General features: G+C 53.1%; 17 protein-coding genes. 6 read left to right on the forward strand and 11 right to left on the reverse strand.

Annotated features, from left to right (window positions below; translation table 11 throughout):
* Window positions 1-156 precede the first annotated feature (156 nt).
* The 7 genes from FED52_RS10250 to zapA form a co-directional block, all read right to left on the reverse strand.
* Complete coding sequence (locus FED52_RS10250; protein ID WP_138859802.1) at window positions 157-627, reverse strand: hypothetical protein; 471 nt, start codon at window positions 625-627, stop codon at window positions 157-159.
* Between the two features lie 29 nt (window positions 628-656).
* Window positions 657-1121 carry a hypothetical protein gene (locus tag FED52_RS10255; protein ID WP_138859803.1) on the reverse strand — a complete coding sequence of 155 codons (465 nt, stop codon included), beginning with the start codon at window positions 1119-1121 and terminating at the stop codon, window positions 657-659.
* 141 nt (window positions 1122-1262) lie between these two features.
* Entirely contained in the window at window positions 1263-1673 is a 411-nt protein-coding gene (locus FED52_RS10260) for a DUF350 domain-containing protein (protein ID WP_240731249.1), read from the reverse strand.
* A gap of 13 nt (window positions 1674-1686) precedes the next feature.
* A complete protein-coding gene (locus FED52_RS10265) occupies window positions 1687-4041 on the reverse strand; it encodes an endonuclease MutS2 (RefSeq protein WP_138859805.1) in 2355 nt (784 codons plus the stop codon).
* Complete coding sequence (gene polX / locus FED52_RS10270; protein WP_138860329.1) at window positions 4042-5757, reverse strand: DNA polymerase/3'-5' exonuclease PolX; 1716 nt, start codon at window positions 5755-5757, stop codon at window positions 4042-4044.
* 63 nt (window positions 5758-5820) lie between these two features.
* A complete protein-coding gene (locus tag FED52_RS10275) occupies window positions 5821-6357 on the reverse strand; it encodes a CvpA family protein (protein ID WP_138859806.1) in 537 nt (178 codons plus the stop codon).
* Window positions 6358-6365: 8 nt separating this feature from the next.
* Complete coding sequence (gene zapA / locus FED52_RS10280) at window positions 6366-6587, reverse strand: cell division protein ZapA (protein WP_021066785.1); 222 nt, start codon at window positions 6585-6587, stop codon at window positions 6366-6368.
* Window positions 6588-6798: 211 nt separating this feature from the next.
* Between zapA and FED52_RS10285 the strand changes: the two genes are divergently transcribed.
* From FED52_RS10285 to FED52_RS10295, 3 genes are all read left to right on the forward strand, one after another.
* On the forward strand, window positions 6799-8013 hold the full coding sequence (locus tag FED52_RS10285) for a dicarboxylate/amino acid:cation symporter (protein ID WP_138859807.1): 1215 nt from the start codon (window positions 6799-6801) through the stop codon (window positions 8011-8013).
* An 86-nt stretch (window positions 8014-8099) separates the two neighbouring features.
* The gene (locus FED52_RS10290; RefSeq protein WP_138859808.1) at window positions 8100-8945 is read left to right on the forward strand and encodes a GNAT family N-acetyltransferase; all 846 of its coding nucleotides are present in this window, start codon (window positions 8100-8102) and stop codon (window positions 8943-8945) included.
* A gap of 42 nt (window positions 8946-8987) precedes the next feature.
* Complete coding sequence (locus FED52_RS10295) at window positions 8988-9194, forward strand: hypothetical protein (protein WP_138859809.1); 207 nt, start codon at window positions 8988-8990, stop codon at window positions 9192-9194.
* Window positions 9195-9230: 36 nt separating this feature from the next.
* Here FED52_RS10295 and FED52_RS10300 read toward each other — a convergent pair whose 3' ends face one another.
* Window positions 9231-10532 (reverse strand): murein hydrolase activator EnvC family protein, encoded by a 1302-nt coding sequence (locus tag FED52_RS10300; protein ID WP_138859810.1) that lies wholly within the window; start codon window positions 10530-10532, stop codon window positions 9231-9233.
* A 290-nt stretch (window positions 10533-10822) separates the two neighbouring features.
* Window positions 10823-11344 (reverse strand): VanZ family protein, encoded by a 522-nt coding sequence (locus tag FED52_RS10305; protein WP_138859811.1) that lies wholly within the window; start codon window positions 11342-11344, stop codon window positions 10823-10825.
* A gap of 162 nt (window positions 11345-11506) precedes the next feature.
* Between FED52_RS10305 and FED52_RS10310 the strand changes: the two genes are divergently transcribed.
* Entirely contained in the window at window positions 11507-11980 is a 474-nt protein-coding gene (locus tag FED52_RS10310; RefSeq protein ID WP_138859812.1) for a glutathione peroxidase, read from the forward strand.
* A gap of 42 nt (window positions 11981-12022) precedes the next feature.
* Here the strand turns inward: FED52_RS10310 and FED52_RS10315 are convergent, their stop codons facing one another.
* Together FED52_RS10315 and FED52_RS10320 are read right to left on the reverse strand one after the other, a co-directional pair.
* A complete protein-coding gene (locus FED52_RS10315) occupies window positions 12023-12949 on the reverse strand; it encodes a CAP domain-containing protein (protein ID WP_138859813.1) in 927 nt (308 codons plus the stop codon).
* 19 nt (window positions 12950-12968) lie between these two features.
* On the reverse strand, window positions 12969-13415 hold the full coding sequence (locus FED52_RS10320; RefSeq protein WP_138859814.1) for a MarR family winged helix-turn-helix transcriptional regulator: 447 nt from the start codon (window positions 13413-13415) through the stop codon (window positions 12969-12971).
* A gap of 118 nt (window positions 13416-13533) precedes the next feature.
* On the opposite strand from FED52_RS10320, the gene FED52_RS10325 reads away from it, so the two are divergent.
* Window positions 13534-13947: an organic hydroperoxide resistance protein gene (locus FED52_RS10325; RefSeq protein WP_138859815.1), complete on the forward strand. Its 414-nt coding sequence runs from the start codon at window positions 13534-13536 to the stop codon at window positions 13945-13947.
* 90 nt (window positions 13948-14037) lie between these two features.
* A complete protein-coding gene (locus FED52_RS10330; RefSeq protein ID WP_138859816.1) occupies window positions 14038-14895 on the forward strand; it encodes a metallophosphoesterase in 858 nt (285 codons plus the stop codon).
* The last annotated feature ends 87 nt before the right edge of the window (window positions 14896-14982 follow it).

The raw sequence follows: 14982 nt of genomic DNA on the forward strand, positions 1-14982 counted from the left end.
AAAACCAAAAAAACCTCACCACGCATTACGTCATATAGCTGAGTTTAGGGCTGTGCGATGTAATCGGTTAGATTGAGGCTTTTTAAATACGTTGATATAGAGACTGAAAACGTGTATCCCATCATCTGCATACACGTTTTCATATTATTTAGTCATTCATTTTGGCTCATATCGAAAGTCTGACACTTTTGCGTTTGTTCGCGAGTAAAGCGTGTCCATCGAAAATCGGCTAGGTAGACTTATACTCCCCGCGTACACGTTCTCGATGGTTTGATCGATATACGCGTTTTCCGCTTCTAAATATTTGACAACGAGGTCTTTAAACTCATCGGCCGAGGAATCCTCATGTCGCATGTCCTCTAGTTCGGCTAAATACGTGTCGTTGTCTGCTTGCATGCCCTGCAATTCTTTAACCGCTCCGGATATGGCAACGACATCGGTCGGAACACTCGATAGCGTGAGCATCTTGATTTGATGGTCGCGTGCTGACGAAATGATTGAACCGGCATCGAAATGAATAACGGGTCTGTCGTCAATCGTTTCAACCGTGTCCGTTCCTCCGCAACCGGTTAAAGCAAGCATTGCTCCTGCGAACAGAGAGACGGATAAGAGTAACTTTTTCCTCATCGATTCTCCTTCGCACCTGTTCGATTTTTTTAAGAAAGTTCATCTATAGTTTCGACCACAACCCCTGTATCCCCGGCTTTCCCCAAGTCGAGCACGGTCGGCTCTTCGTACGCCAAGACGTGAAACTCTTGTTCAAACGTCCGAATCACATAGTGGGATAGTTCGCCTCGGTACGTGTTGACACGTTCTGTCCCCATGTTCTCTGCAGCAAATCGTGTGAATCGGGACGTCTTCAGTTTCACGATTGGGCAGGCATTGCGTAGCCCTTCTTCATGCATACTATGGTCCTCGATTGTCCCAAGAAACACCGCATATTGCTCAAAACGGATACTAATTCGGTCGCGTTCCGCGTCCCACGTCAGCAACATCGTCGGATCATTTGCCCCAAAAAACGTCCACTCGAGTGGATAATTGGTGACGCCCTTCATTTGGAATGACTCCGTCTCGAGCACATAGTCTTCCGTTGTCATCAAAAAGTTCAAATCGATTGCCACGCTTGTCTCCCCCTTTCAAAAAAAGCGACGTCCGAAAACGTCGCTTTCCCTCAATAAAAGATAAACCACAGTGCCGCTGCCGCTAAAAACAGGCCGGCCCCGATGAAGAGAATCTTCGCTAGTCTCTCATATACCATGTCTTCACCTCACCAACGCCGCGCCGACGACGAGCGAGACCCCAATCGAGAGCAGGAACGCCATCAGTCCGACAGCGATATTCCCTTTCCCGATCTCCTCGTTCACTTTGAGCGACGGCGTCAAAAATTCGAATAACCAATACGTCGTCAAGAGAAGGAAGAAGCCGAAGCTCCCCCCGACCAACACATCCATCGTCTGGTCGTGATGGCTCTCGACGACACGGAAGATGTTGGCGAGACCGACGATTTTCCCGCCGGTCGCGAGTGCGACGGCGATGTTTCCTTTTTGAATCTCGCGCCAATTGCTGTACGGTGTCGTCACCTCGAAGACGGCGAGACCGACGACAATCATGAGTCCGGCGATTGAATACAGACCGAGCGATTCAAGCAATACACCAAACGTTACGTTCCCCATTATCATCATACCCTCACTTCAGTTCGACGACCGTGACACCGAGTCCGCCTTCCCCCATCCCACCGGGGCGCTGACTCTTCACGTGACGATGTCCTTTTAGGTACTCTTGCGTCGCCTGTCGCATCGCACCGGTCCCGAGACCATGGATGATACGGACGTTGTCATACCCGGACACGAGCGCCTCGTCGATATATTTGTCGAGGCGGGAAAGCCCTTCTTCGACCCGGACGCCGCGCAAGTCGAGCTCCGACTTCGTCGAGCTCTGACGCTTGAGCGAGCTGCCTTTCGACTGGAGCGACTGCTCTTTCGAAGGCCCGATCTTTTGAAGGTCGTCCGCTTTGACGTTCACTTTCATAATCCCGACTTGGACGTTGTACTCGTTGTCGTTCAATTGCTTCACGATATAGCCCTTTTGGTTGAACGTCGTCACTTTCACTTCTTCGCCTTTACTGAACGTACGTTTCTGTTGCGCTTTTTGTTTCACTTTTTGAATCTTTTTCTCTTGGAGCGTCGGTTTCGCCGATTCAAGCTGTTTCTTCGCGGCGATGATCTCGTGCTCTTTGACGATCCCTTCTGCGCGTAGCTTCTTCAAACGGTCGATGACTTCGTTCGCCTGGCGCTTCGCCTGTTCGACGGCCTTCTCGGCACGGGCCTCGGCTTCGCCGTACATCGTGTCGCGCTCGCGCTCGAAATCGGTCAGCTTCGCCTCGAACGCCGCCTGCTCTTCTTCAAGGTCGTGGCGTTTGACGATGAGTTCTTTCTCGAGCTGTTCGGCGCGTTGCTTGGCCGCCTCGAGCTCATTGATCATCGATTCGACTGATTCAGCGTCGATACCGACGTGGCTCCGTGCCTTGTCGATGACTTGTTCCGATAAACCGAGACGTCGACTGATCTCGAACGCGTTCGAACGGCCCGGTACGCCAATCAACAGGCGGTACGTCGGGCTGAGTGATTCGATATCGAACTCCATCGAGGCGTTCATGACACCTTCGCGGTTATAGGCATAAGCCTTCAGTTCCGAATAGTGCGTCGTCGCCGCCACACGGGCGCCGCGTCGTTTCACTTCGTCGAGGATGGCGATGGCAAGGGCCGCCCCTTCTTGCGGGTCGGTCCCGGCACCGAGCTCATCGAACAGGACGAGTGACATGAAGTCGATCTTGTCGAGCATGCTGACGATGTTCGTCATGTGCGAGCTGAACGTCGACAAGCTCTGCTCGATTGACTGCTCATCCCCGATGTCGGCGTAGATGGCGTCAAAGACGGACAGCTCCGTCCCGAACTCGGCCGGCACGTACAGACCTGACTGCACCATCAGTTGGAGCAATCCGAGCGTCTTGAGCGTCACCGTCTTCCCGCCGGTGTTCGGTCCGGTGATGACGAGCGACGTGAACGCCTCACCGAGCTCGACCGTGATCGGCACGACCTCATCTTGCGGGATGAACGGGTGACGCGCCTGTTTCAACTTGATCTCGCGTTCGTCGTTCAATTTCGGCTCCGTCGCTTTGAGCTGATGGCCGTAGGCGACTTTCGCGAACACGAAGTCGAGCGTGGCGAGCACGTCGAGATTGATTACGACCGAATCGGCGACACCGCCGACGAGGTTCGACAGTTCGCTCAAGATGCGGTCGATCTCGGCGCGCTCTTTCAGGCGGACTTCTTGAATCTCGTTGTTAATCGACACGATCGCCTGTGGCTCGATGAAGAGCGTCTGGCCCGATGCCGATTGGTCGTGGACGATCCCGCCGAACGCTTGGCGGTACTCCATCTTGACCGGGACGACGTAACGGTCGTTCCGGATCGTGACGATGGCGTCTGACAGCATCTTCGCGTTGTTGCGGAGGATGTTGTCGATCCGTGAGCGGACGCTGCCTTCAAAGCTACGGAGCTGGGTCCGGAGACCACGGAGACGGTCGCTTGCTGAATCTTGGACCGTGCCTTGGTCGTCGATGGCGTGACGGATCGACTGTTCGACCTCGATCAGCTTCGTCAAACGCTCGGCATACTCGTCGAGGCGCGGGATACGGAGGTCTTCATTATCCTCATGAAGCTTCTCAAAGAAGTTCTTCACTTGGCGGCCGCTGTACATGACGGCGGCGACGGCGAGCAGTTCGCTCGTCGAGAGGACCGAGCCGATGGCGGCCCGTTTCACTTCACTGCGGACATCGGTCAGCCCGCCGAGCGGGAGACGATCCCGGAGTCGGACGACCTCGGTTGCCTCGCGGGTGACGTTCAAATTCGACAATACCCGGTCGTACGTATAGTCGGGCTGCATGTTGAGCGCCCGTTCTTTCCCGAGCGAGCTCGCGGCATGGGCAGCGAGCTGCTGGCGGAGTTTTTCATATTCTAAAACGCGTAACGCGTGATCCATCTAGCATGTTCCTTTCTGTCGCTTCGCGTCGATGAACGCCTTGGCGTCCTCGAACGAGAGGCAGTTGATGATGTCTGACGGTTCGAGATAGGCTTTCCGGGCGTGCAGGACGCCGAGTGCCATATCTTCCATCATATCAGGGTGGTGCGTGTCGGTGTTGATCATCAGTTTGACGCCGGCCGCCTTTGCTTTCTTCAGCGTCGAGGCCGTCAAATCGAGCCGGTTCGGGTTCGCGTTCAACTCGAGCGCCGTCCCCGTCTCTTTGGCGAGGGCGATCAAGCGCTCCTCGTCGATCGGATAGCCGTCACGGCGCCCGATGAGGCGGCCGGTCGGATGGGCGATGACGTTGACGTACGGCGAGCGACAGGCGTTCTCGAGCCGGGCCATGATCTCGTCGACGGACTGGTCCATCTTTGAGTGAATCGAGGCAACGACGTAGTCGAGCGTCGCCAAGAACTCGGGCTCATAGTCGAGCGTCCCGTCCGGGCGGATGTCCATCTCGACACCGCGTAGGACGTGCATGTCGTGCTTCTTCGCGGCCTCAAGGATTTCTTCCCCTTGGGCCTCGAGCCGTTCCTCGGTCAATCCGTTCACGAACGACATGTATTTGCCGTGGTCGGTGATGGCGATCCACTCGTAGCCGCGCGCTTTCATCGCCGCGACGAGCTCGTCGACCGTCAGCTTCCCGTCCGACCAGACCGTATGCATATGGGCGTCGGCCTTGATGTCATCGAGCGTCACGAGTTTCGAGATATCGTGCTCGAACTCAAGGTTCCCTGCCCGGAGCTCAGGCGGGATGAACGGCAGACCGTAGCGTTCGAACAGCTCGGCTTCTGTCTCCGGTTGCCAGAGGCCGTCCGCCGTCTCGACGCCATACTCGGAGATCGACTCACCCTTCGCCTTGGCGAGCTGGCGCATGCGGACGTTGTGGTCTTTCGAGCCGGTGAAGTGATGGAGCGTCGCAGCGAAGGCGCCCGGTTCGACCATGCGGAAGTCGACCGACACCATCTCTTCGCGCTCAAGGACGAGCGACACTTTTGTCTCGCCGGCCGCGATGACCTCGTTGATGAACGGGAGGGCGAGCAGCTTGTCACGGAGCGCGACAGGTTCCTCGGTCGCGATGATGAAGTCGAGGTCTTTACACGTCTCCTCGGCGCGGCGGAAACTGCCGCCGACCGAATGGCGCAAGACGAGCGGCTCGGCTTCGAGCACCGTCTCAATCTCTTCGACGACCGGACGCATCATGGCGTACGCCAAACGTTCCGGACGTGACTCGAGGTTCCGTGCCGCCGTGAGCAACTTCTCGACGCTCTTGGCGCCGAAGCCCGGCAGGCTCGCAGCCGTGCCGTCCTCTAACACAGTAATGAGCGAGTCGAGATCGACGACGCCGACTTCACGGAGCTTGGCGAGCTTCTTGCCGCCGAGCCCTTGGATTTTGAGCAGTTTCATGAGACCGTATGGGATCTCTTCTTGGAGTGACTCGAGCACTTCGCTCCGCCCCGTGTCTCGCCACTCTTGCAGGACGGCGGCCGTCCCTTTGCCGATGCCAGAGATCGTCGTCAAATCCTCGATGTCCTCGAGTTCGAGCTCCGTGTTCTCGAGCGCCGTCGCGGCTTTCCGGAAGGCGTTGATCTTGAACGGGTTCTCCCCTTTAATCTCCATATATTGCGCGATCTTTTCTAACAGCATCATCGCTTCAACTTTATTCATTGAAATTCCCCCTTTTCCATACAGAAAAGGCCGAGACACAAGCACTAGCTTGCATTCCGGCCTGTCGTGTTACAACATCTTATTCGAGAACCATTCTGAGAGGTATGGCGTGTCTTGAATGATGTACGTCGCGAGCGACGAGTTATCGACCGCACTTTGGACGCTCGCCATCGGCACGAAGGCGATGACCCATAAAATGAAGAACGTAATCACATACGCCTCGAAGAAACCGAGGACGGCACCGATGACGCCTTTCAATTGGCGCAAAATCGGCAAGTCCGTCAAGAAGTCCAGCATCGATAGGATGAGATGAAAGACAAGTTTCGTGATGACGAACAAGACGACGAACCAAAAGACGTTATAAAATGTCATCTCGAGCCCCGTGAGCGCGTTTAAATCGATGACACCTTTCGGAAGCGTTCCATCGAGTTGCGACGGATACGGAATCCAAAGCTTGAACGCTTCGGCGAGATCACGGTAGTATGCATTGGCGACGAGGAAACTGATGATGAGCGCGACCCAATGGCCGAGCTGCAAAATCGCCCCGCGACGGAACCCGTTAACGATTCCGATGAACAAGAAAAACAGTATAAGTAGAGTAACCATAAAGTGATTTATTCTCCCGTATTTCGTTTAGTTTTGACGTGATCGCTCGCGATTTGGATAGCGGCGAGCACCGCTGCCTGACGAGCGTCTAGATGAGGGGACTGTTCACGAATCTCACGGATTTTGCTATCGACCAGAAAGCCCACTTCCCTCACATGATCGGCCGGCTCTTCGCTGACGATCGTATAGTCTTGACCCGCGATATGAATTGTTGTTCGTTGTACCTGCACGCGTCACCCCTCCTTTACGTCTATTCAAAATTAATCATAACATCGTTTGTATATTAGGAAAAGAAGAAGGTCCCTCGCTTTTCCACTCCAACATTTTGTAATACCCTATTTCAAAGTTGTCAAACGTCAATCTTCATTGAAAAATGAAAGATAGGGTGGCAACACCGCATGAAATGTGCGAAAATAGCAACAATTCAAACATTAAGAGAGGATGATTTATTTGAAATTACGCATTGGCCTTCTAGGTCGCATCATCATCGCTATCGCATTCGGGATTCTACTCGGTAGCATCGTACCAGAAAGCCAGAACTGGATTGTCCGGACGTTCGTCACGTTCAACACGGTCTTTGGACAGTTCCTAGGCTTCGCCATCCCACTCATCATTCTCGCCTTCATTATTCCAGGAATCGGGGAACTTGGAAAAGGCGCTGGGAAATTGGTCGGTTTGACGGCACTAATCGCATACGTATCGACAATCGCTGCCGGGACGCTCGCCTACTTCGCGACGAGCAACCTGTTCCCACAAATTTTGACACGTAACAACGCGTCAGCTGAAAGCCCGGAGGAAGCGCTCTTAAAAGGCTTCATGGAATTCGAGATCCCACCGGTATTCGGCGTTATGACGGCGCTCATTCTCGCATTCGTCATCGGCATCGGGATTGCCGCCATCGAAAGCAAGCGCTCGCTCGACCTAGCCATGGATTTCCGCGATATCATTGAACTACTCATCAGCAAAGTCATCATTCCACTATTACCGATTCACATCGCCGGAATTTTCATGAACATGACGTATGCCGGACAAGTCGCTGAGATTCTCTCGGTGTTCTCGCTCGTCTTCGTCACAATCATCGTCCTACACTTGACGATGCTCTTGATTCAATACTCGATCGCAGGGGGTCTCAACAAAGAGAACCCGCTTCGCCTCTTGAAGACGATGATGCCGGCTTACTTCACGGCCATCGGGACACAGTCGTCAGCGGCGACAATCCCGGTCACGCTTCGCCAAGCGAAAGCGAACAACACGGACGAGGGCGTCGCCAACTTCGTCGTCCCGCTCTGTGCGACGATCCACTTGTCAGGGTCGACCATCACGCTCACATCGGTCGGTGTCGCCCTCATGTACTTGAACGGCATGCCGATGTCTTACGCGATCGTGCTTCCGTTCATCCTCGCCCTCGGCGTCACGATGATCGCGGCACCAGGCGTACCAGGTGGAGCCGTTATGGCCTCACTCGGTTTGTTCGGTTCAATCCTCGGGTTCGATGCGACGATGCAAAGTCTCGTCATCGCTCTCTATTTGGCACAAGATAGCTTCGGCACGGCGACGAACGTCACGGGAGACGGGGCCATCGCCAAGATCGTTCATTACTTCAAACGCAACACGAAACTCCTCGACGACGCGAAAGCGCGCGAAGAAATCGCATAATACGCTCCAAAATTTGATAGAATGAGGAAAACGGGCAGGCCACACGGTTTGCCCGTTTTTCATACATACGAAGAAAGGGTGTTTACATGGAACTGATTCGTTGGAACGACCTATCCGGATTTGAAGAACGTGTCATGCCCCACCTGCTCGAACATGAGGCCGAGAACAGCTTGATGATTGGCGTGCTCGATGCCATCAAGCAAGGCCGATACGAGTCGTATCATCATTTGACCGTCGAAGATGACGGTGACGTGCTCGCAATCCTGCAAGTGACGCCGCCCCATCCGCTCAACTATGTGCTCGTGACGCCCGAGCGAGAGGATGACGTCCTTCGTCTGCTCGTGCCTGAACTATTAAATGGTGATATCCCATTCACCGAGGTCGTCTCGCAAGCCGATCTAGCGATGAATTTCTACACGCTCTGGTACATCCTGACGGCGCGAGAGCCGAAAGTCTTCATGGAGCAGGGTCTGTATCGTCTTGATCACGTCAACGACATCCCGCTGTCGGAAGGGTCGATGCGACGGGCGACCGAGGACGATGAGACGTTCCTCGTAATGGCGTATAACGCGTTTGAAAAAGAAACCGGTTTGCCGGTCTCGTCGAAGGCAGACGCAAAACAAAAGATTGCGACGATGCTCGAGAATCAAGAAGTGTACGTCTGGGAAGTCGACGGCAAGGTCGTTTCCTGCGCGAAGAAATCACGTGAGACCGCGAACGGCGTCAACGTCTCGTTCGTCTATACACCGAAAGCGTTGCGCAAGCGCGGCTATGCCCGTTCGCTCGTCGCCGAGCTGAGCCGGGAGCTCTTGACGTCGAAACAATATTGTACGCTCTATACGGATTTGAGCAACCCGACATCGAACAAGATTTACAAAGAAGTCGGCTATCAAAAAATCTTCACTTCGGCATGGATTCGATTGCCTAGCTGATTCGTGTCGCCTCCCCTATACTGTAGGTGGAGGCGATTTTTGATGAACAGATTATTCGGTTGGTGGCTCCGCATCCCACGCCGGATCCGGATGACCGTCTTGACGCTCGCCACGCTCGCGGTGCTCGGCTATATGGTCTTCCTCGGCGGGAGGAGCATGCTCGACGACCCGAACTGGGACACGCTCTGGCTGAGCGTGATTGGCGCCGCCCTTTTGACCTTTATCACGTACAAGGCAACAAAAAAGTGATCGACGCGTTCGTCGATCACTTTTTGTATAGGCTTATTAGAAGAATGAAGCTGGGTTGACTGTGTTGCCCGCGCTCGAAGATGAGTACGAGTAACCGCCACGGTGAATCTCAAAGTGCAAGTGTGAGCCAGTCGAGTTCCCTGTGCTACCCATGCCGCCAATGTTTTGTCCTTGTGACACGCGTTGACCCGCAGAAACGGATATTGAGTTCATGTGAGCATATACTGTCGTCCATACTTGTCCGTTGATCACGTGTGCGATCATGACCTGGTTTCCGTATGCGCCACTCCAACCTGCACGGAGGACCGTACCTGTTTGTGCTGCATAGATCGGTGTACCGACTGGACCTGCGATATCAAGAGCGTTGTGGAACGAGTAGCCGTTCGCTCCGCTTGCTGGACCCCATCCTTGTGTGAGGCGACCGCTTGCTGGACGTTGGAACATGCCACCGCTTGCTGGTACTGAAGCTGCTGCCGATGCTGTCGGCGTGCTGACTGCGCTCGCAGCAGAGTTTGAGCTCTGTTGTTTCTTCGCTGCCGCTGCTGCCGCTGCCGCACGTTTGGCTTCTTCGGCCGCACGACGTTGTGCTTCCATTTCAGCTTTGATGGCTTTTTCTTGTGACTTGAGTGTTGACTCCATTTCTTGGAGGCTCACCAATTTCGATTCGAACTTCACTTTTTCAGCGTTGAGTTTCTTGATCTTCGCTGCGCGCTCTTTCATTTTCTTGTTGAGCGTCTTTTGACGTTGTTCGAGTTCTTCTTTTTGTTTCACGAGAGCGTCGCGCTCGGCTTTCAATTCAGCTTGCGCTTTCGCCAATTTTTCTTTTGTCGCTTGGTACTCTTCGAAGATTTGCTTGTCGTTCTCTTGGATCGTACCAGCTGTGATCATGCGTGTGAGCAAGTCACCGAAGTCTTTCGAACCGAAGATGAACTCTGCCCAGTCGATCGAACCGCCGCCATTTTTTTGCATTGTGGCCATGCGCTCTTTCATGAGCTCTTCTTGTGCCTTCATCTTCGCTTCATATTGTTTGATTTGCTTTTGAAGGGCTGCGATTTTTTGTTGTGTCGCACGAATCTCAGCTTTCTTTTGCGCGACGTCGTTGATGACGTCTTGGAGTTCAGCGTCTAACTTGTTGATTTCTTGCTGCTCTTTGCTGATTGCCTGTTCACGTTTTTGGATCGAGGCGTTCGCTTTGCTCTGTTCACTGCTATTCTTTTGTTGTTGCTGCTGCACCTTTTTCTGTTTGTCTGTAAGTGACGATGCATAGCCAGGTGTCGTGCCGCTAATGAGAAGAGCTCCTAAAGTGACGGTTGCTGCAAATTTCTTCAAGTTAACCAATGTGCTTCCCTCCGCTGAGTTCTGTGAATTTCTATATAAAATAGATCGAATAATTTATAAGTTAAAACGCGAATTCCTGTATCGCTCTGAGACTCATTATAGCAATCTAAACCTTAAGTTATTTTACACTTATGTTTCATTCGCGTTACATTAACTTAATTTAGGTTTTATTGATTCAAAAATGGGGGTATAAAGGGATTTCTCATTTCCCCATGTCACAAAAACGTTATAAATAAAAAAGAAAAGCACTTCTTGAAAGCGCTTTTCAAATAACTACCTATATGATTTTTTTACCACCTTGGGGAGACATACCCCGATCGCGACCGATTCGTCCGGCCGTGTTTCCACAAATAATAACCGCCAACGAGAAGGACGCCACAGGCTGCCCCGAAACTGTCGAGCAGGATATCCTGAATGAGCGGCGTCCGCTCCGGCGTCAGGCTTTGATGGAACTCATCAAAGATGGCGACCGTATTCGCGAGCGCCCAGGCAAACAAGATTGTCAGACCGGCATGGAGTCTCGTCCGTGACACGGCTTTGACGAGAAGTACCCCGAGAGCGAAGAAGACGGTGAAGTGCGCCGCCTTCCGAATCAAGAACTCAATCAAGCCGACGCTCCCTTTCGCCTCGAGCGATACTGGTCCTCCGGCGTACTCGAAGTCGACGGTCGAGAGTACCGGTTCGGCCCACGTCCAATCGATGCGTTCGAGCGGTGAGACGATGCTCTGGTCCGAATACGGGGTCGCGCTCGAGAAGAATAAGCCAATCAGGATCAAACTGATCCATATAAATTCATTTTTCAGTATGTACATAACACCGTTCCTTTCTACAACGAGTCTCATTATACGCCGTCCATCATGTTTCATTGTAACAACGACTTCATCATTTCATGACAATTTGATTGCGAACAACCGGTTCAAAGTCGTGTCTTGAAATTCCGATTGGTATAATGAAAACAAAAAGGGGGAATCAACATGATCTATCAATATGAAGCGGCCGACATGAGCGGCAAGCTCCAACCGCTATCCAAATACGAGGGGGACGTCCTGTTGATCGTCAACACGGCGAGCAAGTGCGGTTTCACACCACAGCTCGACGGGCTCGAGAAATTATATGAACGTTACCAAGGGCAAGGTTTCCATATCCTCGGCTTCCCATGCAACCAGTTCGGCAATCAAGACCCGGGCTCGAACGAGGAAATCAGCGAGTTCTGTCAATTGAACTACGGCGTGACGTTCCCGATGTTCGCCAAAGTCGACGTGAACGGGAAAGACGCCCACCCGCTCTTCCAATACTTATCGAAAGAAGCGCCGGGCCTGCTCGGCTCGAAGACGATCAAGTGGAACTTCACGAAGTTCCTCGTCGACCGGAAAGGCAACGTCATCGAACGGTTCTCGCCGCAGACGACACCGGACGAGATCGAGACGGCGGTCAAACGTCTGTTATAAGGAAAAGGATGGTCCTCCGAAATCCGGCGGGCCATCCTTTTTTTAGCGTGGGGTGATGAAGTTGATTGTGTAGAACGGACTTGATTCTTCATTATAGACGAGGCCGACCGACACGTGCGTGAAACCATCTTTCAAAATGTTTTCCCGGTGGCCGAGCGAATTCATGAGTCCCCAGTGGGCGTGAAAGACGCTCATCTGCCCCATCGCCAAGTTCTCTCCGGCGAGGGAGTAGGCGATGCCGGCCTCATTCATCCGCTCGAACGGGTCGCGGCCCTCGGGATCGGTATGGCTGAAGAAGTTGTTGCGGGCCATGTTCTCACTATGGGCGCGCACGACCGGGAGCAGCGGTTCGTAGTCAGCGAGCGCCGACAATCCAAACTTCTGACGGTCCCAGTTCATGAGCATACGCATCAACTGTTCGTTCGCGACGAGATTGTCTTCCGACACGTCGCCGTAATAGCCGTCACTCGACTCCTCGACGTCCCGGTCGACAGTGAGCACGGCCTTTAGCTTGTCCTCATCGTGCTGATCGAAGAAGAGCGTCACATAGTCGTCGTCGATCGCATAGACGTTGAATGATGGGTCGTCCGGGATCAAATAGCGTTTGAGTCCCTTATTATACGACTTGACCTCATCGAAACCGATTTGCTCAACTTGTTGCCGTGTCGTCTCACCCACGACGAGTCCTTCATAGACGCTCCCCGTCTCAAACTGGTAATGGCCTTTCTTCGAACCGTCGTCATCGATCAACTCGAGGCTCCGGTCCCCGCCCTTCTCGAGCAAGTACCAGTCATGCCCGGCATATTGGCTCGTGAAGCGCGGCGCTTCGGTCGCACGTTCCTGTTGTTCTTCCGCCACTTCCGTCGACTTCACTTGAACGCTCGTCGGCGCCGACACGTTCGGCACTTCATACTTCCAGGCCGCATACATGCCGATCGCGAGCAATAGAATCACTAGTTTACGAAACATCGCGTCTCCTTTCGAAAACTTACTCCTCTCGCTCACCGAACGCACGCAAGCGCGCCTTGATGTCAATGAGCATCTCCATATAAGCGATATACGTCGCTTCATCTATATTCAGCATACCACTCACTTTGAGCGGTACGTCTTCGGCCTGCTCACGCAGTGCGCTCCCGGACGGCGTGAGTGACAAGAGCACACGGCGCTCGTCGTCGGTCGCCCGGACTTTCTCCACGTAATCGAGTTGCATGAGCCGCTTGACGAGCGGTGACAACGTGCCCGAATCGAGCGTGAGTCGCTCCCCGAGCTGTTTCAAATCGATATTGTCCTCTTCCCACAAGACGAGCATGACCAAGTACTGGCTATATGTCAGGTTTAACGGCGCCAAGATTGGGCGATATAATCTTGTAAGCTCTTTTGAAGCGGTATAGAGCTGAAAACAGATCTGATGCTCTAATGTTAACGAACTTTTCATAGTATTTCCTCCGGCTATAGTCTTAAGACAAGCATATCATTTGATTATCTGTTTGACTGCTCTATAATTAGATTGTGCACAACTTAATTGCCTAAAAACGAAATGGAGGAATTGAATCATGAAACCATTATTCACAGCTTCTGCAACTGCAATCGGTGGCCGCGAAGGTCGCGTCACATCTACGGACGGTGTGATCGACTTGAACGTCTCTATGCCTGGTTCTAAAAACGCTGAGGAAGCGACGAACCCGGAGCAACTCTTCGCAGCAGGTTATGCGGCATGTTTCGGTAGCGCCTTGAACCTCGTCATCGGCAAAGAACGCGTCAAGACAGACGGCACGAGCGTAACTGGTCATGTCACGCTCAACCAAAACGATGAAGGCTTCTTCATCTCAGTCGAACTCGAAGTCGAGATTAAAGGTGTCGACCAAGCGACGGCGGAACGTCTCGTCGAGGCGGCACACCAAGTCTGCCCGTATTCGAAAGCGACACGCGGCAACGTCGACGTCAAGTTGACTGCTAAAGCAGCATAATACGACGGCCCGCTTCCGAGCGGGCTTTTTTGCGTCCTGCTGAACGACAGAGTAGAATGAAAGAACGATAGACATGAGAGGAGGCGGACGATGTTCAAAGGCAAACGTAAATATGTGACGATCGGCCTCGGGGTCGCGTTTCTCCTCTCCGCCTTCTATAACGGCCTGACCGTCCGCAATTATGCGGTCGAATCCGACAAACTTGAGACCGGTCAATCCTTCCGCGTCATCCTATTGTCCGATTTGCATGGGTATTCGTACGGGGAAGACCAGCAAGTCTTAATCGATAAGATACGGGAACAGAAACCTGATTTGATCGCCCTTCCCGGGGATATTCTTGACCGCTTCCGTTCTCCCGACGCTTCTTTCGATTTGATTAAAGGGTTACAGGGTATCGCCCCGATGTATTTCGTGACCGGTAACCATGAGATTGATGGCTCGGATGATTTCGTCCGCCACGACGTCAAGGACGTCTTTCGTTCCTATGGCGTGACGGTGCTTGAGAACGAGACGAGCTCAGTCAACGTCAACGGTATCGACATCCTCATCGGTGGGCTTGAAGACCCGCTCCGAACGTACAATGAAAATATCTATGCCAGCTGGGAAGAGACTGCCTTGACCTCGCTCGGCGATGTTGATACCGAGACATCGTTCAGCCTGCTGTTGTCACACCGGGCCGAACAAGTCGACACATATGCCAGCTTGCCGTTTGACCTCGTCCTGTCGGGCCATGCCCACGGCGGACAAGTCCGAATTCCCTATTTATTGAACGGGCTGTACGCCCCGGACCAAGGGTTCTTCCCGAAATATGCCGGGGGCTTGTACGAGCATGAATCGTTCACACACGTCATCGGGCGCGGCTTCAACTATAGCGTCAGTGTACCGCGTGTGTTCAATCCACCGGAGATTGTCGTCATCGACGTCATCGGGAAAGGGGCTTCCCAGTGAGCCCCTTTTCCTATTTTCCTCAAAATCGGATTCGCATGCATGCTGTACGGGTATAGTATCCATGTTGTGACTTACCTGTTTTTCTAA

Origin of the sequence: Exiguobacterium mexicanum (genome assembly GCF_005960665.1) — a bacterium.
Classification (GTDB): domain Bacteria; phylum Bacillota; class Bacilli; order Exiguobacteriales; family Exiguobacteriaceae; genus Exiguobacterium; species Exiguobacterium mexicanum_A.